This window comes from Bradyrhizobium sp. WBAH42, from assembly GCF_024585265.1.
GTDB lineage: Bacteria > Pseudomonadota > Alphaproteobacteria > Rhizobiales > Xanthobacteraceae > Bradyrhizobium.
In genome coordinates this window covers 1388453-1407600 of record NZ_CP036533.1, presented here as the reverse complement: position 1 = coordinate 1407600, position 19148 = coordinate 1388453, and the positions used below count along the sequence as shown (strand labels likewise).

Annotated in this window: 17 protein-coding genes; 7 read left to right on the top strand and 10 right to left on the bottom strand. The window is 62.8% G+C overall.

Annotated elements, in window-relative coordinates; genetic code table 11:
- Positions 1–2: 2 nt before the first annotated feature.
- Both DCG74_RS06540 and DCG74_RS06535 read left to right on the top strand, forming a co-directional pair.
- A complete protein-coding gene (locus DCG74_RS06540; RefSeq protein ID WP_257187552.1) occupies positions 3–317 on the top strand; it encodes a hypothetical protein in 315 nt (104 codons plus the stop codon).
- Positions 305–1387 (top strand): adenylate/guanylate cyclase domain-containing protein, encoded by a 1083-nt coding sequence (locus tag DCG74_RS06535; protein ID WP_175422594.1) that lies wholly within the window; start codon positions 305–307, stop codon positions 1385–1387. The genes DCG74_RS06540 and DCG74_RS06535 overlap by 13 nt, the downstream gene beginning before the upstream one ends.
- An 86-nt stretch (positions 1388–1473) precedes the next feature.
- Here the strand turns inward: DCG74_RS06535 and DCG74_RS06530 are convergent, their stop codons facing one another.
- The 5 genes from DCG74_RS06530 to DCG74_RS06510 form a co-directional block, all read right to left on the bottom strand.
- A complete protein-coding gene (locus DCG74_RS06530; protein WP_172786205.1) occupies positions 1474–2286 on the bottom strand; it encodes a CarD family transcriptional regulator in 813 nt (270 codons plus the stop codon).
- 344 nt (positions 2287–2630) lie between these two features.
- A complete protein-coding gene (fdxA, locus tag DCG74_RS06525) occupies positions 2631–2969 on the bottom strand; it encodes a ferredoxin FdxA (protein ID WP_018643465.1) in 339 nt (112 codons plus the stop codon).
- Between the two features lie 132 nt (positions 2970–3101).
- Positions 3102–3353: an RNA-binding S4 domain-containing protein gene (locus tag DCG74_RS06520; protein WP_172786236.1), complete on the bottom strand. Its 252-nt coding sequence runs from the start codon at positions 3351–3353 to the stop codon at positions 3102–3104.
- A 22-nt stretch (positions 3354–3375) separates the two neighbouring features.
- Positions 3376–6789, bottom strand: coding sequence for a helicase-related protein (locus DCG74_RS06515; RefSeq protein ID WP_172786206.1), 3414 nt, complete (start codon positions 6787–6789; stop codon positions 3376–3378).
- A gap of 723 nt (positions 6790–7512) precedes the next feature.
- Positions 7513–8325, bottom strand: coding sequence for a DUF3108 domain-containing protein (locus DCG74_RS06510; protein ID WP_172786237.1), 813 nt, complete (start codon positions 8323–8325; stop codon positions 7513–7515).
- A 506-nt stretch (positions 8326–8831) separates the two neighbouring features.
- Between DCG74_RS06510 and rpmB the strand changes: the two genes are divergently transcribed.
- Positions 8832–9140, top strand: a complete 309-nt coding sequence (gene rpmB, locus DCG74_RS06505) for a 50S ribosomal protein L28 (RefSeq protein ID WP_172786207.1) — start codon at positions 8832–8834, stop codon at positions 9138–9140.
- Between the two features lie 360 nt (positions 9141–9500).
- Here the strand turns inward: rpmB and DCG74_RS38975 are convergent, their stop codons facing one another.
- From DCG74_RS38975 to DCG74_RS06490, 4 genes are all read right to left on the bottom strand, one after another.
- A complete protein-coding gene (locus tag DCG74_RS38975) occupies positions 9501–11096 on the bottom strand; it encodes a DUF2235 domain-containing protein (protein ID WP_172786208.1) in 1596 nt (531 codons plus the stop codon).
- A gap of 1123 nt (positions 11097–12219) precedes the next feature.
- Complete coding sequence (locus DCG74_RS06500) at positions 12220–12477, bottom strand: hypothetical protein (RefSeq protein WP_172786209.1); 258 nt, start codon at positions 12475–12477, stop codon at positions 12220–12222.
- Positions 12478–12550: 73 nt separating this feature from the next.
- Positions 12551–13102, bottom strand: a complete 552-nt coding sequence (locus tag DCG74_RS06495) for a PIN domain-containing protein (RefSeq protein ID WP_172786210.1) — start codon at positions 13100–13102, stop codon at positions 12551–12553.
- Positions 13089–13895, bottom strand: a complete 807-nt coding sequence (locus DCG74_RS06490) for a hypothetical protein (protein ID WP_172786211.1) — start codon at positions 13893–13895, stop codon at positions 13089–13091. Before DCG74_RS06490 ends, DCG74_RS06495 begins: the two co-directional genes overlap by 14 nt.
- 252 nt (positions 13896–14147) lie before the next feature.
- Here DCG74_RS06490 and DCG74_RS06485 point away from each other — a divergent pair, with 252 nt between their 5' ends.
- Complete coding sequence (locus tag DCG74_RS06485) at positions 14148–14660, top strand: hypothetical protein (RefSeq protein WP_172786212.1); 513 nt, start codon at positions 14148–14150, stop codon at positions 14658–14660.
- 52 nt (positions 14661–14712) lie between these two features.
- A complete protein-coding gene (gene ftsZ, locus DCG74_RS06480; RefSeq protein WP_172786213.1) occupies positions 14713–15969 on the top strand; it encodes a cell division protein FtsZ in 1257 nt (418 codons plus the stop codon).
- 202 nt (positions 15970–16171) lie between these two features.
- Here the strand turns inward: ftsZ and DCG74_RS06475 are convergent, their stop codons facing one another.
- On the bottom strand, positions 16172–16852 hold the full coding sequence (locus DCG74_RS06475; RefSeq protein ID WP_172786214.1) for a hypothetical protein: 681 nt from the start codon (positions 16850–16852) through the stop codon (positions 16172–16174).
- 227 nt (positions 16853–17079) lie between these two features.
- Here DCG74_RS06475 and DCG74_RS06470 point away from each other — a divergent pair, with 227 nt between their 5' ends.
- Both DCG74_RS06470 and DCG74_RS06465 read left to right on the top strand, forming a co-directional pair.
- Positions 17080–18483, top strand: a complete 1404-nt coding sequence (locus DCG74_RS06470; RefSeq protein WP_257187551.1) for a DUF2235 domain-containing protein — start codon at positions 17080–17082, stop codon at positions 18481–18483.
- A 237-nt stretch (positions 18484–18720) separates the two neighbouring features.
- Positions 18721–18966: a PilZ domain-containing protein gene (locus DCG74_RS06465; RefSeq protein ID WP_172789685.1), complete on the top strand. Its 246-nt coding sequence runs from the start codon at positions 18721–18723 to the stop codon at positions 18964–18966.
- The last annotated feature ends 182 nt before the right edge of the window (positions 18967–19148 follow it).

Sequence of the window (19148 nt, the reverse complement as noted above, 5' to 3'; positions counted from 1 at the left end):
CCGTGACAATGCTCGTCGAGCGATTCAACCTGCCGGCTGCGCTTTCGTCGGCGCCGAGCAAGCGCGACGCCGAAACAGTTCAGTTCGCGCAGGCCGCGCTGACGTCCGCCAAGCGGGAAGGCCTGCAACTCGCGGTACGGGCGCGCTATGTCGCCCTCGTCGTCATTGCCTGCCTGCTGCTGATGATCAACCCGGCCTGGGAGCAGCTCTATTACGTGGCGCTGCTCGGCTTGTTCGCGCTGATCGGCTGGGCCCAGGTCAGGGTGGCGTGTCACGGCCGGAATTGGCACTCCTGTTTTGCGACTTGGCGCTGCTGACGTGCGTCATCGTGATTCCCAATCCGTTCGGAGCTCCGCATTGGCCGGTCGCGATGCAGTACCATTTCGGCAACTTCATCTATTTCTTCGTGCTGCTCGCAGGCGCCACGCTGGCCTATACCTGGCGGACCGTCATTGCGGTCGGCGGCTGGACGGCTACGCTCTGGATCATCGGCATGGCCTGGGTGTGGTGGCAACCCGATCGCGATCCTGCGCTGACGGCCCGCATCGCCGCCGCGGCAGGCAGCGATCAGCGCTTGTTGGCGATGATCTCGCCCAGCGAGATCGGATTCCACATTCGCATCCAGGAGATCGTCGTATTCATGATCGTGGCCATGACGTTGGCGCTCGCGGTCCGCCGCAGCAACGACCTCTTGATCCGCCATGCCGCGGTGGAGCGCGAGCGCGGCAACCTCGCACGCTACTTCTCGCCCAATGTCGTGGCGGAATTGTCGCAGCAGGACGAGCCGCTGAAGCAGGTGCGCACGCAACACGTCGCGGTGCTGTTCGTCGACATCGTCGGCTTCACCGCCTTTGCCGACGCGCGCTCGCCGCAGGAGGTGGTGCGAACGTTGCGCGAATTCCACGGATTGATGGAGCAGGAGGTTTTCCGCCACAGCGGCACGCTCGACAAATATCTCGGGGACGGATTGATGGCGACGTTCGGCACGCCCTTCGCGGGCGAGCGCGACGCCAGCAACGCGCTGCGATGTGCCCAGGCGATGATCGCCGCGGCGGACCGATGGAACGATCGGCGCGCAGCGTCAGGCGAGCCAAAGCTGCGCGTGAGCTTCGGCTTGCATTATGGGCCGGTGGTGCTCGGCGACCTCGGGCAGACCTGTCTGGAATTCGCCGTGATCGGCGCGACCGTCAACGTGGCCAGCCGTCTCGAAGCCCTGACCCGCACCCTCGATTGCGCGCTGGTGGCAAGCGACGATCTCGTCAGCCAGGCGAAGGCCGAGCTTGGCGGCGCGGCCGCAACGTTTCAGTCATTGGAGGCGCGAGAGCCGCAGGCGGTGCGCGGTATTCAGCAGCCGATCTCGATCTGGACCCAGCCGCGCGGCGCGTAGAGCGAACTCCCCGCTGCGGCAGGAAGCCAAACAAAAAGCCCGGCCATTCGGCCGGGCTTTTGATGGCTTGCGCAAAACGAAGCTGCTTACGCGGCCTCGTCGGCGACGGTGCTGTCGTCGCCATCGGTATCGTCGGTATCGCCCTCGGCATCCGTGTCGGCTTCGCCGTCGGCGGCTTCCGCCTTGGCGTTGGTGCGCCGCGGGCTCTTGGCGAGCTGGGCCTCGATCTCCTTGACCGCTTCGGTCTCGGTCGAGTGCTGCACCACCGCGATCTCGCGGGAGAGGCGGTCGAGCGCCGCTTCATAGAGCTGGCGTTCCGAGTAGGACTGCTCGGGCTGCGATTCCGAGCGATAGAGGTCGCGCACGACTTCCGCGATCGCGACGATGTCGCCCGAGTTGATCTTCGCTTCGTATTCCTGGGCGCGGCGCGACCACATGGTGCGCTTGACGCGGGCACGGCCCTTGAGCGTCTCCAGCGCCTTCTTGACCAGCGCCGGATCGGACAGCTTGCGCATGCCGACATTGGCGACCTTGGCGGTCGGCACGCGCAGCGTCATCTTGTCCTTGATGAAGTTGATGACGAACAGCTCGAGCTTCGCACCGGCGATCTCCTGCTCCTCGATGGCCAGGATCTGGCCGACGCCGTGAGCGGGATAGACCACGAATTCATTGGCCTTGAAGCCCTGACGCTGGGTCACGACCTTCTTTTCCTCGACCTTCGGCGCAGCCGCGGGCTTGGCGGCCGGCTTGGCGGCGACGGGAGCCTTGGCGGGCGCAGCAGCAACGGGAGCCTTCGGCGCGGCGGGCTTGGCAGCGGGGGCCTTGGCAGTCACAGGCTTGGCGGCAGCAGGCTTGGCAGCGGTCGCTTTCGCGGCCGGTTTGGCAGTCTTGTTAGGCATTGCGCTTCTTTTGTTCTTCGAGGACTTTGCAGCCGGCGCCTTCGTCGCGGTCCGACCCTTGGATGCGCTACGGCTGGCCGCGGCGACTTTTTTGGCCTCCTTATGGGAAGCCCTCGCTGAAGTACTCTTTTTACGCGTTTTCTGTGACACAGCCTGCGCGCGGAAACTGCCACGCCCCTGTTCGACATTTGGTTTCACGGGAACCCAGAGGGGCCAACGGGGCTGACGGGGTTCGGCTTAATGTGCCCAATATAGCACATTTCCCGCAAAAATCAATGATTTAGGGGTCTTGAGGGCTGGTTTTCGGCGGCAGCGCCGCTATTAGGGTTAAGTTTGGGCGCGAATTAGTCGCCGGAGCCCGGGTTCGGAGAAAAATATTTCTCGAACTTGCCCTCCATGCCGTCGAATTCCTTGGCGTCGGCGGGTGATTCTTTCTTCTGGGTGATGTTCGGCCAGCTCTTGGCGTAATCGGCGTTGACCTGGAGCCACTTTTCCAGCCCCGGTTCCGTGTCCGGCTTGATCGCGTCGGCGGGGCATTCCGGCTCGCACACGCCGCAATCGATGCACTCGTCGGGATGGATGACGAGCATGTTGTCGCCTTCGTAGAAGCAGTCGACCGGGCAGACCTCGACGCAGTCGGTGTACTTGCACTTGATGCAGTTTTCAGTGACGACGTAAGTCATCCAACGCTCCGAAAAGCTCTTTTAAAAGTCGCGGCTTGCCTAGCGCGGATGGCCCGGCGCCGCAAGGTCGGGAAGGCCCGATCATGACGGCTTTGTGTGTTTGACCGATCAAGAAATGAATACCAGGCGCAATTAATTGCGCGTCCCGAGCTCCTCGTAGAGCACGCGAGCCGAGGCGGCATCGCCACGGCGCTCGTTGAAGGCGGTGACCTTCAGCACGCGCACGCTGCGATCGAGCGCGATGGTGAGGACATCACCGGCCTTGATCGCGTGGCCCGGCGACGTCTCGCGCACGCCGTTGACGCGGACATGGCCGGTGACGACGAGCTCGGCCGCGGAGGTGCGCGCCTTCACCACCCGCGCGTGCCACAGCCATTTGTCGATGCGCTGCCGCTCTGTCGTGGGGTTACTCCTTGCGCCCCAGCTGCTCTTTCAGCGCGGCGAGCTTGGCGAAGGGCGAGTTCGGATCGATCGGACGATCGCGCTCGCGCGGGTTCGCGCTCGAGGCGTAGGGACGCAGCGACGGACCGGACTCGCGATCTCGGCGGTCACGGCCCTTGTCGCGGTCGCGGCCACGATTGTCGCGGCCCTTGTCCCGATCTCCGCCGAACTTCTTGTTGTCGCGGTTGCGATCGCGATCCTTGTCGCGGTCTCCCTTGCCCTGGAAGCTGCGATTGCGGTCGTCGCGGCGCTCACCGCCCTCGCCGCCTTCACGTGGCTTGCGGAAATCGCGGCGATGGCCGCCATGACGCTGGCGTTCGCCGCGCTTCTCGCCGTCGGCCGACTGCGCAGCCTCGCCTTCAGCAGGCGCACCGGCGGCCTCAGCGCCGGCCTGCGGACGCTGGTTGTGGTGGCGCTGGTGGCGATGGCGCTCGTGGCGCGGCTTGCGATCCTCGTGACGGCCGCCGGGACGCCAGACCTCGACGAGCTCGGGCTCGGCGGGTGTCGCCGCGGCTTCGACCGGCGCGGCAGCATCGGGCGAAGCGGCAGCTTCGGTGGCGGCGGTCTCGGCGGCAGCGGCTTCGAGCCCGGCAGCCTCGGTGGACGTCGCAGCCTCTTCTGCAGGCGGCGCGATGCCGGGAGCGTCTTCGGGCGTGACGGGCGCTTCTGAAGCTTCCAGCGCCGGCTCCTCTTGGGCCTCCTCAGGGGCGGGCTCGTCGTGCGGCTCCATGCCGGGCGCGTCTTCGACCGTGACGGCTTCGGCGGCGGCCTCAGCGGCCGGCGCTTCAATCGGCAGGCCGGCAACGGCTTCAGCCGCAGTCTCGGTCGAGGTCTCAGCACTGCCTTCAACGGGCGGCGTCTCGGCCGCGACGGTCTCGGTGACGACCTGCTCGGTCACGACAGGCTTCACCGGCAGCGGCGGGCGCTTCTCCATGCGATAGCCGAGCGCGCGCAGCACGGAGGCGAAATCCTCGCCGGCAGATCCCGTGAGCGAGGTCATCGCCTGCGTCACCACGAAGCTGCGGCCGTCGAACGCGCCGGCGGGCTTTTCGCCCGGCGAATTCTCGCGCCAGGCCAGCGCCGGGCGGATCAGGTCGGCGAGGCGCTCCAGGATGTCGACGCGCACGGCGCGCTCGCCGGCCTGCTTGTAGCCGAGCACGCGATAGGCATCGCGCGGCAGCGCCTTGTCGACCGGGAACGAGGTGCGCCCCGAGGAGGCCAGATGCTGCGCGCCCGAGAGCGCGGACAGATCGACATTGTCCTGCTTCAGCGCCCAGAGCAGCGCGGCGAGCGCACGCGCGGCGGGCTTGAGCAGGCCGGGGAAATAGAGGTGATAGGCGCCGAAGCGGACGCCGTATTTGCGCAAGGTCGCGCGCGAGGGCTGGTCGAGATCCTTCAGCTCGCTGGCAATCTTCGGCCGCTCGAGCACGCCGAGCGCCTCGACCAGCTGATAGGCGATGCCGCGGGCAATGCCGGTAACGTCCTCGGCCTTCGACAGCTCGAACATCGGCCCGAGCAGCTTTTCGATGTGGGTCTTGAGCCAGAGCTCGAGCCGCGCCTGCACCTTGTCGCGGGGGGCGCCGGTCAGGCGCTCGTCGGAGATGATGCGGATGCGCGGATGCAGCGCGTCGTCCGCGGCGGCGAGCCGCGCCACGGCATCGCCGGTCCAGCGGATGATGCCTTCGGACGTCAGCACGAACTGCTCGTCCGGCGCATTGCCCAGCTTTTCGGCGCGCGCGTTGATCTCGCCGGCGAGCACCGCTTGCGCTGCAGCCTGCAAGGCTTTCGCATCGGAGCCGGCTTCCGCCGCATCCGGTGCAAAGGTGAAGCCATCGAGACGGCCGATGACATGGCCTTCGACGATGACTTCGCCGGTCTTGCCGATTTCAGTATTCAAGCTCGTGTTCTCCCGCAGGCGGCGCATCAATACACTGGTCCGGCGATCAACGAAACGCTCAGTCAAGCGTTCATGGAGCGCATCCGATAATTTATTTTCGACCTCCCGCGTGATCCCCTGCCAGCGTTCGGGGTCTTTCAGCCAGTCCGGGCGGTTGGCGACGAAGGTCCAGGTGCGGATCTGGGCGATTCGGGCCGACAGCGTGTCGATATCGCCGTCGATGCGATCGGCCTGGGTGACCTGGGACTCGAACCAGGCATCGGGAATACAGCCCTTGCGCATCAGGAAGCCGTACAGCGTCGTCACCAGCTCGGCATGGGCGGCCGGCGACAGCTTTCTGTAGTCCGGGACCTGGCAGGCTTCCCAGAGACGCTCCACGGCGGCCTTGCCATGCGCGATATCGCGCACCTCGCCGTCGCGGGCGGCGTGATCGAGCACGCGCATGTCCTCGGCGATCGGCGCGCGCGTCAGCGTCTCGTGGCCGGGGGCGAGGTTCAGCGAGACCTGCAGTGCGCCGAGCGAGGAGAAATCCAGCTTCGAATTGCGCCATTGCAGCACCTTCACGGCATCGAAGGTGTGGTTCTGCAGCGCATTGACGAGCTCGGGCTCGAACGGCGCACAGCGGCCCGTGGTGCCGAAGGTGCCGTTGCGGGTGGCGCGGCCGGCGCGGCCCGCGATCTGCGCGAACTCGGACGGCGTCAGGCGGCGGAACTGGTAGCCGTCGAACTTGCGGTCGGAGGCAAAGGCGACGTGGTCGACGTCGAGATTGAGGCCCATGCCGACGGCGTCGGTGGCGACGAGATAATCGACGTCGCCGTTCTGGAACATCGCGACTTGCGCGTTTCGCGTGCGTGGCGACAGCGAGCCCAGCACCACCGCGGCGCCGCCGTGCTGGCGGCGGATCAGCTCGGCAATCGCATAGACTTCATCCGCCGAGAACGCGACGATGGCGGTGCGGCGCGGCTGGCGCGTGATCTTGCGGTCGCCGGCGAACTCGAGCTGCGACAATCTGGGCCGCGTAATCATGGAGACACCCGGCAACAGGCGCTCGATGATCGGGCGCATGGTGGCGGCGCCCAAGAGCAGCGTCTCGTCGCGGCCGCGGCGGTTGAGGATGCGATCGGTGAAGACGTGGCCGCGTTCGAGATCGGCGGCGATCTGGACCTCGTCGACGGCGAGGAAGGAGACGTCGAGATCCCGCGGCATCGCCTCCACGGTCGAGACCCAATAACGCGGGTTCTTCGGCTTGATCTTCTCCTCGCCGGTGACGAGCGCGACGCTGGCCTCGCCGGCGCGATCGGCGATCTTGTTGTAGACCTCGCGCGCGAGCAGGCGCAGCGGCAGGCCGATCAGCCCCGAGGGATGCGCCAGCATCCGCTCGATGGCGAGATGGGTCTTGCCGGTGTTGGTCGGCCCGAGCACCGCAGTGACGCCAGCACCGGGTGCGCGCTCGGAGGCGAAGGGGGAGGAGGAAAAAGCCATGTCTGGGGGATTAGGTAATGGCGATTTGGGCGAATGTCAGTGCGGTATGGGGCGGGGAGGGGGCTTGCTCTTCGTTCCTCATCCTGAGGAGCGCGTCAGCGCGTCTCGAAGGATGAAGGCCCGGCTGGTGCTGCTGGGCAAGCCAAGCCCCTCGCCCTTCGAGACGGCCGCTTGCGCGGCCTCCTCAGGGTGAGGGGCACACCGAGGGTGTGGGAGCGCCCTCCCCAAATCCCGTGCAACTGTTTCACTTTGCGACGCTTTTCCCGTTCGCTTTAAGCTTCGGAACGACTCTAGAACGAATCGCGGCCGAATCGCTGACTCCCTATTGAGTCCCGTTCCGTTCACGCAACATGTCGCGGGACTCGTCTTGGTTGCGCACTAGATGGAGTTTTGCGGAGGCGCACAAGCGAGCGGGGTGGTTAAAGCTGGGGATGAGGCTGAGTCGAATCAGAATCGGGGAGGAGTCAAATGGATTCCCCGATTAGGGCCATCAAAACACAAAGTGCGAAAACAACCCCATGCACAGTAGGTAAGTGATTGATATTGCTAGGGCACTCTTAACCCTCCCCTGGAGGGGGAGGGTCGGCTCACATGGAGCGCAGCGGAATGTGAGACGGGGTGGGGTGATCTCTCCACTCGGGCAGTCCCCGTGTTGAGAGATCACCCCACCCCGCTCGCGCTTACGCGCGATCGACCCTCCCCCTCCAGGGGAGGGTTAAGAGCCTACTGCGTCTTCGCCACCCTTGGCGGCTGCGGGGCGGTGATGAAGCTCGTTGCTTCCAGCATGGCCGGTCCCAGGGGCGTCGGCACTTTCAGCCAGAACGGGACCAGGATACGCGTGCCGGCGATCGGGGCGAACGCGATCTCCATGTTGCGCTGGGCGGCGAGGTATTTGATCACGGGGCGGTCGGGGATGTAGCCGGCGATGGGCACGAAATAGATCGCGCAGACCACGACCGGGCCACGATAGCCCTTCTCCGCCTTCACGGTCTCCATGCGCTTGAAATCGAGCTTGAGCTCGTAGCGCATGCGGCCGTCGAACACGGGCGCGGCGTTGTGGCAGGCCTCGGGCGCAACGGGATCGCCGGTGCCGGGCACGCGCAGCAGCGAAGCGGTCATCGGGTCCCACACGCCGCGGCGATGCGCCTCGGTGACGACGATACGATCAGGATCGACCGGCGGCTCCGGCAAAATGGCAAAATCCTTCACATTGCCCTTGTCGAGCGTGATGCGGATCTCTTCGGTCTTCTTCTGGGTGGTGGTGGAGGCCTGGTAGCCGGTCGCAACCAGCGCGCCACCCACGACGCGCCCCTGGCTGGCGCCGGTGCCGGACCCGCCCGTGAACGACTTCAAGAGCCCCGAGGTGCCGCCGGCGGCCGCCGCCGAAAACACGTCGTCCTGGATATCGATGTTCCAGGCGCCCTTGCCGACGGGAATGCCCGCCAGCGTCGCCTCATATTGCGCCTCGAGCTTGCCCTGCGCCGCCGCCGGCGCCGCGCCCGCCGCCACGACCAGCACCAGGCCGCAAAGCGCCATCAGCCGGCCGGCCAGACGCGATCGGGCTGAGCGCAGATTCTGCGCAAAATGAAGCGTTATCGGCACGAAACAATCCAATCGGGGCGCGATGCGCTGTTACTTAAGCCAAAAACGGCGGCAAACAATGTGTCGGGGCATGCAGCCCCGGGAACTCCACCGGACTCTTCGACGGCGAATACGCCCTTTATGTGATGGTAAGGCGCGACAATCATTGCCGTTTTGGTGATCGGGCGGTAACGGGGGCCGCTGTCATGCCCCGCGAAGGCGGGGCATCCAGTACGCCGCAGCGCCTCTGGTCAGCCGCGCCGCCGCGGGGTACTGGATCGCCCGGTCAAGCCGGGCGATGACACCTGTTGTGGGGCACGAGATCGCCACCCAAAACCTTGACGCAGGGCCCCTTCCCCCCTATACGTCCGCCCGCTCCCTGCAAGGACGAAAGAATTTGCCCCCGTGGCGCCTGAATGGCGGCCGCACTCGTTGGGGGTTCGAACTAAAGGATTTATGCCATGTCTCGCCGCTGCGAACTGACGGCCAAGGGCCCCCTCGTCGGCCACAAGGTCAGCCACTCCAACATCAAGACCAAGCGCCGCTTCCTGCCGAACCTCGTCAACGTGACGTTCATCTCGGAAGCCCTGGGCCGCAACGTGCGCCTGCGCGTCTCCACCAACGCGATCAAGAGCGTCGACCACAATGGCGGCCTCGATGCCTACCTGCTCAAGGCCAACGCCGATGCGCTCTCCCCGCGCGCCGTCGAGCTGAAGCGCGCCATCCAGAAGAAGGTCGGCGACGCAGCGCCGGCGAAGCAGGCGAGCTGAGAATTTTGGAATCGGGCGGGGGCTAGGTTGCGTCGTGTGGCGTACGCTTAGCCGAGTAAGAGTTCGAGTAGCGGCCGGATCGGAAAGATCCGGCCGTTTTTGTTTTTGGCGGCGCATGCGACCAGAGACGGATTTAGAGAATCTTGGCGCTCGTCCATGAAGAGTTATTTCAGAAGCGAAGCGCCTAAACGCAACTTGAAAACGAATTCTGCTGCGCAAGCTCCCGCCCAACGTAGGCATCGTTGGTGAGGTTTGCCCTGCGGCTTCGATGGCTCGGGCAAAAGTTGACAGATCATATATTCAAGCAGGATCGCCCAATATTACGATTCTGGTCGTTCTCTGCGGTGAATGTGCAAAGGTTCATTTTGAGCGCCGATACCTCAACGCGAGAAAGTTTCGGACGGACCGGGGCAGGTTTTTGATAGCTTTCATGAGCGGCGTTCGCGGCTCGATCCTTTGGCAGAGAACCGTGCTCAAGCACCTGCCCAAGAATGATTTGGGCGCCTTTTTTCCGGATGCTAACGTCAAGACTACGGCCGCAGGATTCCACTTTTCATTCTCAGAAAGAACGTCGTAACCTAATTCCTTCAAGCGGGAGATGGCATCTACGAGAGCCTTCTGCACCTGGTTTAGGGCCGCCGCATCCTTGCTATTCTCCTTGCCAATTCCAGGGAGGACCGGATGCCCGTCCCAGATCGTAATACTAACCGCATCCGAGTCCCAAGCGCGCCCAGGTGCAATACAATACCTCTGCCACAGATTAGGAAGATGTACGATCAAGTTTCTCGGAAGATACATTTTACTTTCGCAAGCGGGCCTTGTCGCGAGCCGCTCTAAAGCGGAAATGTGAATAGATTCGCCGACTACTGCTTCATCACGCTCGTAGCTGACGGGTCGCTCGCGAACAAGCAAGGGCGGCCGTCGATTCCCTATCGTACGGATAACTGGCGGGAAAACTCTGTAATGTCCCGTTCGCGAGTTATGCAGAATACTTGGCTCTACAGCCGCGCCCGGCAGTGGCACAAATCCGGGTTCGCGAATGGGGAAGTCCGGGTAGTGATAGAGAATGCGCTTCAGCATCCAATCCAGTGGCACATCATCTAAGCGTCGTGGCCCACTGTCACGTTCTTGATCGCTAAAATAACCGCCGCCAATATCAGAGTGCGTCCCCGGAAACCAAGTTTGCTCGGTTACTGAGTTGCTTACCCTAAACTTGCTCTGCCTCCAGACACTCGCTCGAAATTGGACACGGGTTTCATCAATCGCCAGTGCGTGCAAATTCAATTTCACAAGGGGGGACAGAAGAACGTCATGAAATTCATGTCGCTGTCGATTTAAACGCCAGAACGAATTTATCGGAACGCCTAAGGTGGCGACTGAATCAAAAACCCCTAGGCATGCGACACGCAGTGCTGGGTATACATACCTCCCTAACTCCGTCCTTATTCCTGGCATTCGATCATTTGGTGAAGTGCGGTAGTAGTCCCACGCCTGCTTCTCCAATTCGATAGTGCAGTTCTCCGCCCGCAGAAGCCCCGCGGAGCCTAGAAATCCAACGAGTGAGCGGGCAGCATGGGCCCCTCTCGAAAAGCCGAAAATAAAAATCTCGCTACCGGGGATGTAATGCCGACTGAGAAATCTGTAAGCTCGGCGTACGTTTCGTTCTACGCCCCATCCCAGAGCGCCGCCTGAAAGGCGGTCCAAGCCAGGGCCCGTGCCGACACCTCTTTCATAGAATGTAAAGTAAATGCACCCACGGTAAGGGCATGCGCCAAATTCGACGGCCTCCCTATCCCATTTGTCAAATTCGTCAATGGAACGCGGGACGCGGAAGCCAGACGTAACTCCGTTTGAGATTGTATCTCGCAATCTAACAACGTTCGTGTCCCGGTCGTGAGCGGCATCTTCATTCCAAGTGCCGTCTAAGAATAACAGAAGTCTTCGCCCGGCCGTCATTTGACAACCATCCGATGGTTGCCACGAGAATCCGAAAAAATGGTAATTCGAGTATTTGCGCATAGATCGCTGACGTCCAGAATCACCTCCTGACTCACACTGAGAACCGCACGGAATCGATATGGTCCCAGACCGGTCAGTGTAATCGCCCGCGGGGCACTGCTTGACACCGGTGGATGGCCCGCGAGAAGGTCGGCGCTGATCCATGAATCCCGGGAATAGTAAAATGACTGTATTGCGTCGCCGTTAGTTCGAAGGACATACGACTGGTCGCACGCCTTCGTCCTGCAGACTGTACCAACGAGAAGCACAGTCACGAGTGCCCCAATCCAGAGCGATTGCTCGGAAGTTCTTACTGTTTGCCGATGGAAGAGAGTGGCACTCACAATTCCCTCCATGAGAGAAAAAGTGCGAAGCTTCAGTCCAATCCGCCGCAACTAGGAGTGACTATTTTGCCTTGGGCTTCTTGGACGGTGGCTGCTCGTTTCTGGCCTGTGCTTCATCCTGACGTCCTCGACGATAGCCCCGCTTGAATGCCTCGCGCAGGTTGTCATCTAATATCTGGTCACGATCATGAGAGAACAGTCCACTTAGAGCTTGCTCAATCTGTTTTGAGTCAGGCTCGGCGCGAGCTAGCTGGAAGGGAAGTTGCGTTGCGAGTAGACTCACAAGAAATGGGAGTGCCGGCCCTCTCATTATCGCCCTCCATTTTTGATTTTCTGTCTGAAGAGGGTAGGCTCGACACTGAAATTAGTCGAGCACAACGTCACGTTGACGTCGTTGAATCGGGAAATGTATGGTCAAGTAGCCTGACCCGTTCTTCGTGGTCCGCACTGCCCTTGACGAGACACGGAATTCTGACGATAGCGGAAGTCGTCCGAGCGAGACTTTGCCTCACGAAACGTTCTCGCTCTTTCACTAGTGCTGCTCGACAATTCCGAAAAGCAACATCGCTGTGCGGCTAAAAGCACCTACCCTACTTGACTCTATGAACTTACGAAGCCCCCTATGGCTCGAGCTCAAGGGAAATCCCCAAGGCTTCTCTGTCGAACGTTACGGAATATCAATGGCGATGTTTCACTTGACGTGCCTAGCAGCGAATTCAACTACATGCCTCGCCAAGTTAAGGTTTCAGGCCACGGCTGATCCGTAATTCGCGTTCGCACTTTGCTACTGCAGCCTCGATGGCGTAGTCAGGCGCGTAGCCCGGCGTATAGCCTCGCAACTCCCGCCTATGGCACTCATCCCGGAAGGCTTTGACCTCCGGATTGCCGCCTGTAGCAAACCAATAAATCATATAGCCAACCGCGAAGACGCCCCACGCCATCATGAGCAGCCCGCAGCCGCCCTGTTTCTGGAGTTCTTCCTTCCAACCGCTCACTTGGGCTTACGTGGCTTAATGGCGCGCTCCACGCCCTTGGCACCCCCATCCGCCCCAGCCTCTTTGGCGGCCCCTAGGAACCGCTTGGATTGCTCTGGGTCGTCCTGTCGGGCTTCGGTTTTCGCAGGTCTAGCTGCGGGCTTCTTGCGTGTGGTTTGCATACTGTGAGCCTGTGGCCGCCAACATTGCCAGATAGCGGCAGCAACCCAAGCGATTTGCCCGTGCCACCGCCATCGAAAGTATGAAACTCAGTCACCCGGTTGAGTATCCCTGTGGCTAAGTGGATGGCATCAGGAACCCCAAGCGTCTTGCCTCCAGCCTCTGTCGAGCGTTGCATGTAGTAATCGCGCAGATCGTGCGCCATTTTCGCAATTTTAATGTCCATGCCAACACGAATAACACGCTTCATAAGTCCATCTATAAGGCTCTTCATGCCAGCCGGGAGCCGACTCTCAAGCACTTCGGTAGTCGTGAGAACCGACGTGATAATCTTTGCCTCGCGGCGTTTGACGCGTTCGATGACTTCGCGAACGCCGTCCATTTCGCCAATCGAACGCTCTTCGTCCTTTATCCAAGCCAGAAAAAGGCACGAATCCCAGTAGTAGACCGGCTCAGTACCAGCCATCGCGAAGCTCCCGAATGAAGGCTTCGCTGCTCAACTCACCGGTAGCATCTGGCGCCATACCGCGAACGTCATCCCAGTCAGGCAATTCGGAATCTGGCGGGAACGCCTCAATCTGCGTTACCTGCACCTGGTGCGGGAACGTCGCGCCACTCCGGTAGCGCAGCGTGCCATACACCTCAACCTTTCGCCCCACCGCAGAGACAGCGTCGTCGTACAGAGCGGGCGCGAAATGGCAGGTGACCTTGCGTGGTCCGATTTCAGGATAAACGTAGAAGACGTTCGCGCCATCGTGCAGATTTATCTGCTCCAACATCCCTTCGATCGTACCAATGCATTCCTCATCAACAGCCAGCGCGGTATCGACTTTGGAAGCAATCTTTGGCGTCAAATCAAATCGATGAGCGTTGAAAAGCAGCGTGACATTGGCCACCGTCTTTCCTACGGGTTTGGCAAGGCCGCGAATATCCTCAAGCAAATCCGCGTCCAGCCCAGAAAGATCATCACCAATTTCTAGCGCATGCGTCACGCGACCCAAGCTCTCAATGATAGCGTGACCAACATATGGTAGTTTAGGAAGCGCCTGAGGCTCCAGAACAACTCGCACAGGGCTTTGGTAGGAAAGCTCAGCGATCTTATAGACGGTAGCTTGCCTTCCTTCGTTGGCTTCACGATCCAGCTTCGTGATAGTGGCATTCAGCTTTTGAAGCTGATTCATGAACGCGCCAAGGCGAACCTGCCCGTTATCCTCGGGCAAGCCCTCGATGATTAAGGTGATCCGGTCGTCTTCAGCCATAAACCGCACCACAATGCGCAAGGGTTCTAGGGAGACTAACCGACGAATGAGTCCAGGTACATAAGCCTTTTGCCGGCCATGCCCCGGCGCTGCCCACAACAGCCGGACTGCAGCGGAAAAACGCGAATGAGCCAAAGCGTTAACACCGCACGCCCGTTAACCGTCCATTAACCAACGCATCCTAGCCTGCTGCAATCGTCCAGCCATCATTAGCCCGAAATGCCTTCCCGGTTCGCTCCAGGAGAAGCGCCGATGTGCGTTGAGTTGTTGACGTATGCCGATCTCGGTGCCCGCCTCAATGTCTCGCGCGAGGCCGCGCGGGCACTGGCGCGGCGTCGCCGGTTGCCGCGCTCGCGGTCGGACGACGGCAAGGCGGTGGTGAGCGTCGATCTCGCCGAGCTCCGCTACACGCCCCGCCCGCGACGCGCCCGACGGGCAGATCCCATCGGGGCCTCCCTGGCCAGGATCGAGGCGGTCAAGACCGAAGTCTTCAAGGCGGAGATCGCGCGGCTCGAATCGGTCGCAACCGCCTACAGGGCCGTGTTCGAGCGCGAGCGCGAGCGTGCCGATCGCCTCGCCGTCGAGCTGACGCAGGCGGCCGCCGAAACGACGGCCGCCAATGCATGGGCGGCACGACTGGAAGACGAAGTGGCGGCGCTGCGGAGCGATCGCCGCCCTGGCGGCTCGATCGCGGGACACGCGGCGCGTCGATTGGGACATCTGGCCGCCTTCATCGTGCAAGCAGACCGCGCGGCCCGCAGCTAGCACGCGAGACTTTCTTTAACCCCCGGCTTGCCGGAGCAATCGCGAGGGAAGAATGACTGGCAACACCGATATCCATGAAATGAAGGCCCGCATCGTCGTGTTCGGCGTCGGCGGCGCCGGCGGCAATGCCGTCAACAACATGATCACGGCCGGGCTGCAAGGCGTCGAGTTCGTGGTCGCCAACACCGACGCGCAGGCGCTGGCGATGTCAAAGGCGACGCGCCTCATCCAGCTCGGCACAAGGGTGACCGCAGGTCTCGGCGCCGGCTCGCAGCCGGAACTGGGACGCGCCGCAGCCGAAGAGGCGATCGACACGATCCGCGAGCAATTGACCGGCGCGCACATGGTGTTCGTTACGGCCGGCATGGGCGGCGGCACCGGCACCGGGGCTGCACCCGTCGTCGCCAGGATCGCGCGCGAGCTCGGCATTCTCACCATCGGCGTGGTCACGAAGCCGTTCTACTTCGAGGGCCAGCGCCGCATGCGCTTTGCCGAAGCCGGCATCGAGGAGCTGCTGAAGACGGTCGACACCCTCCTGATCATCCCGAACCAGAACCTGTTCCGGGTGGCCAGCGAGAAGACCACGTTCGCCGATGCCTTCGCGCTCGCCGACCAGGTGCTGTATTCGGGCGTGGCCTGCATCAGCGACCTCATCGTCAAGGAAGGCCTGATCAATCTCGATTTTGCCGACGTGCTCTCCGTCATGAAGGAGAAGGGCAAGGCCATGATGGGACGCGGCGAGGCCTCCGGCGAGAAGCGCGTGCTTGCCGCCGCCGTCGCCGCGATCTCCAATCCGCTGATCGAGAACCCCTCGATCAAGCGCGCCAGCGGCCTCATCATCTCCATCACCGGCGGCAAGGATCTGATGCTGTACGAGGTCGACGAAGCGGCGACCCGGATTCGCGACGAGGCCGACCCGGACGCCAACATCATCGTCGGTGCGTCCTTCGACGAGAGCTTAGAGGGCATCGTCCGCGTCTCGGTGGTGGCGACCGGTATAGATAATCTCGATCCCGCGCAGGCGCAGCCGGTGGAAACCGCCCTCACCCAACTCGCCGGCAGGCTGCGCAGCGACGGCCGCCGCATCGCCGATCGCATCGAGCGCAGCGCCCCCCTTCCGCAAGCGGGAAGCCCGCCACTGCGCCCGCAGCCACACCACCCGGTGGGACCGCCGGCACGGCCGGGTCTGGACCATGCGCCGCACGCGGCGCTTCAGCCGCTTGATCCTTACGGCCGCGCCCCTGCGCGCAATCTGCCCGACGAGGCCGCTCTCGATATTCCGGCTTTCCTGCGCCGCGCGGCGAACTGAGCGGGGGGGAGCCAGGCCGCGTGTCGGGCGACCAGCGAGCCAAATAACAGGTCGTCATCCCGGGGCTCGCGAAGCGAGAGCCCGGGATCCATTTAGCCGCGGTGACCGTTGAGCAATGGATTCCGGGTTCGCGCCAAGGGGCGCGCCCCGGAATGACGGAGCAAAACAACAACGCTCCAAAGGCGCACAGCGCGCCGAGGCTTCACGCTGCCGTGCTGTGCGGCTTCTCCGCTGTTTCCTTCTTGTCCGTTTCCTTGTCGCGAGACAGCCAGGCCGGAAAGCGAAGCAGGCGTTCGTTGGTGTCCTTCGGCAGTTCGACGGGCGGCGCTTCAACGGCCGAACTCGGCAAGTCCAGCGCTGCGTGGCCGGATCGCACCGCATCCGCGCGCTGATCCAGTTCACGCAACAGGGGATCGAGCACGCTGTCGATCTCGGTCGCCACCGACACCAGGAAACTATTGAGCTCGCGCGCCTCGGGCACAACTGCCGCAGCCTGCTCGACCGCCCTGGAGAGACCGTCGACGACAGGTGCAAACGCGCCGGCCGCTTGCTTGATTCGCGTCTTGATCAGTTCGATCTCGCTCAGGACGCGCTCACGCTCCCGCCTTTTCTTCTCCTCCGAAAGGCGGGTTTCGATTTCGGCGATCTGGGCCGTCAGGGCCGTGGCTTCGGATGCGAGCGCATCGCGTCTGCCGCGCGCGCGATCGAGATCGCGGCTGAGATTGTCCACTAAGTCGTCCCTTGCGAACATGGCTTTGCTCCATAGGACAGGCGTTCTGCCCTGTAGGACGGCCTTGGCGCGAACCGCCAGCCTCGCCGCCGACCGGATGGCCGGATCGGCCGAAACAGGCATCAATTTCCGTCGCGTCACATGGGCCGACATGGTGATCCCCCATCGTCAGCATTAGGCGACCGCATGGTTAACAACAGGTTAATGTCAACAGGCGATGCGGCCATGGGGCTGCATGCCGGCGGCGTCGCCCGGCGGTCGGCTGATCGATGCCAAAGCCTTGCTGTCCGCGACATATTTCCCGGACAGCCCTTCCTCTCCTCGCTGCCGCTCATTTTCCGCTATACTCGCCCCGGTAGCATTCCCCGGAGGCGCATCCCATGGAGACCGCAGCCATTTCCGACCACAAGCCCGCCGGCAAGAACCTCGTCATCTGCTGTGACGGCACCGGCAACGAGATCTCGGAGAACATCTCCAACGTCCTGAAGCTCTATCGCTGCCTGCGCAAGACGGACAAGACGTCGCCGCGGCAGATGGTGTTTTACGATCCCGGCGTCGGCACCATGACGGAGCCGTCGACCTGGGGGCGCTGGAAGGCCAACATCAAGCTGGTGCTGGGGCTCGCCACCGGCTACGGGCTCGATGACAACGTGCTGTCGTCCTATTGCTTCCTGATCCAGCATTACGCGCCCGGCGACAGGATCTACCTGTTCGGCTTCTCGCGCGGGGCCTACACGGTGCGCGTGCTGGCGGGGCTGATCCACAAGGTCGGGCTGATCTCGCCGGAGCAGGCGAACCTCGCCGGCTCGGGCCTCATCGCCTACAAGCAATATTCCGGGAGCGGGCGCGGCAACGACGTCGAGGACCTCAAGGGCATCGTGTTCGACGAGAGCGGGCCGCTGCCGAAGGACGAATTCGACCTCGCCGCGCAGTTCGCGCGCATCACCTCGACGCGCTGGCCGACCATCCATTTCGTCGGCGTCTGGGACACGGTGGCGAGCGTGATCGTCCCGCGCGCCGACCGCTTCTACCTGCCGAGCCTGGAGGAGCTCGCCTTCACGCTGCGCGATCCGAGCGTAAAAATCTTCCGGCAGGCGATCGCGATCGACGAGCGGCGGCGCATGTTCCGCCTGAAGCCGTACGCGGAGCCGCAGGAGTTCTGGAGCAACCGCTACGTGCCTGACGAGAAGAAGGTGCCGCAGGACATTCTGCAGGTGTGGTTCGCCGGCGTGCATTGCGACGTCGGCGGCGGCTATCCGGAAGCCGAGAGCGGCGAATCCAAATATCCGTTGCTCTGGATGATCGACGAGGCCGAGAAGGCCGGGCTGAAGTTCAACCCGCGCACGGTGAACCAGCTCGCCTGGGGCATCCAGCGCAAGAACTCGCCGTTCAAATACGTCGAGCCCGCCTATACCGGGACAACCGGCATGCTGCACGATTCCATGACGGCGGTCTGGCGCGTGCTGGAGTTCTTGCCGAAGAGCGCGAAGTATAGGGAATGGCCGGCGCGGAAAGTCTGGTTCGGCTTTTACATCCCCGATGGCGAGCCGCGCCTGATCCCCGAAGGCGCGCATGTGCATGAGAGCGTGCTCAAGCGCATGGCGGTGGAGCCGGACTACCGGCCGGTGAACTTGCCGAAGGACTACGTGACGGTGCCGATGCCGGTGCCGCCGGGGGTGGATCTGGCGGCGGGAGCGGAGGTGGAGGGGGCTCTTACCCTCCCCTGGAGGGGGAGGGTCGGCACGCGATCGAGCGAAGCGAGATTGCGTGACGGGGTGGGGTGACAGTCTCTCAGCGGATGCACTGCCCGTGTTGAGAGATCACCCCACCCCGCTCGCGCTGCGCGCGATCGACCCTCCCCCTCCAGGGGAGGGTGGCACCCCGCTACCGCTGCTTTTGCCATTCGCCGACACTTTTCGTTAAAATTCTCGGGCGCGGCTTAGGGGGATCGCATCATCTCTTTTCCATGATTGGGACAGATCACCCGCCGCGAGACCTGCGGAATTGGAGGAGACGTGCCAATGCATCCGCGCAAGTTTGTCCGTGTGAAGCCCGCAGGCCTGGTGTCGCGCCAGGCCAAGATCATCACCGACCCGCGCGCGCCGGTGATCCCGTGCACGCTGATCGACTATTCGCCCGGCGGGGCCTGCGTCGATCTCGGCGGCCAGGTGAAAATTCCCGATCGCTTCGAGCTGCTGCACGTCAACACCAGAAAGCGCTGCCGCATCGCCTGGAAGCGCGGCACGCGCGTGGGCGTGGTGTTTTGAGGGAATAGCGGCGGGCTGTCCCTGCCTTTGTGGCAGGAATCGCATTTGAGAGACTTTCTCTTGCGGCCATCCTTCGAGACGCCCGCTTTCGCGGGCTCCTCAGGATGAGGGCGGAGTGTGCGGCGGCCGTTTCGAAGGGCACCGGCGCTGATGAGCCTCATCCTGAGGAGGCGCGTAGCGCC

Excerpts from the sequence above, each read along its gene's own strand:
- DCG74_RS06530 (WP_172786205.1), bottom strand. The coding sequence starts at position 2,286 with ATGCCTAACAAGACTGCCAAACCGGCCGCGAAAGCGACCGCTGCCAAG.
- fdxA (WP_018643465.1), bottom strand. The coding sequence starts at position 2,969 with ATGACTTACGTCGTCACTGAAAACTGCATCAAGTGCAAGTACACCGAC.
- DCG74_RS06515 (WP_172786206.1), bottom strand. The coding sequence starts at position 6,789 with ATGGCTTTTTCCTCCTCCCCCTTCGCCTCCGAGCGCGCACCCGGTGCT.
- DCG74_RS06510 (WP_172786237.1), bottom strand. The coding sequence starts at position 8,325 with ATGGCGCTTTGCGGCCTGGTGCTGGTCGTGGCGGCGGGCGCGGCGCCG.
- rpmB (WP_172786207.1), top strand. The coding sequence starts at position 8,832 with ATGTCTCGCCGCTGCGAACTGACGGCCAAGGGCCCCCTCGTCGGCCAC.
- DCG74_RS38975 (WP_172786208.1), bottom strand. The coding sequence starts at position 11,096 with ATGACGGCCGGGCGAAGACTTCTGTTATTCTTAGACGGCACTTGGAAT.
- DCG74_RS06495 (WP_172786210.1), bottom strand. The coding sequence starts at position 13,102 with ATGGCTGGTACTGAGCCGGTCTACTACTGGGATTCGTGCCTTTTTCTG.
- DCG74_RS06490 (WP_172786211.1), bottom strand. The coding sequence starts at position 13,895 with ATGGCTGAAGACGACCGGATCACCTTAATCATCGAGGGCTTGCCCGAG.
- DCG74_RS06485 (WP_172786212.1), top strand. The coding sequence starts at position 14,148 with ATGTGCGTTGAGTTGTTGACGTATGCCGATCTCGGTGCCCGCCTCAAT.
- ftsZ (WP_172786213.1), top strand. The coding sequence starts at position 14,713 with ATGACTGGCAACACCGATATCCATGAAATGAAGGCCCGCATCGTCGTG.
- DCG74_RS06475 (WP_172786214.1), bottom strand. The coding sequence starts at position 16,852 with ATGTCGGCCCATGTGACGCGACGGAAATTGATGCCTGTTTCGGCCGAT.
- DCG74_RS06470 (WP_257187551.1), top strand. The coding sequence starts at position 17,080 with ATGGAGACCGCAGCCATTTCCGACCACAAGCCCGCCGGCAAGAACCTC.
- DCG74_RS06465 (WP_172789685.1), top strand. The coding sequence starts at position 18,721 with ATGCATCCGCGCAAGTTTGTCCGTGTGAAGCCCGCAGGCCTGGTGTCG.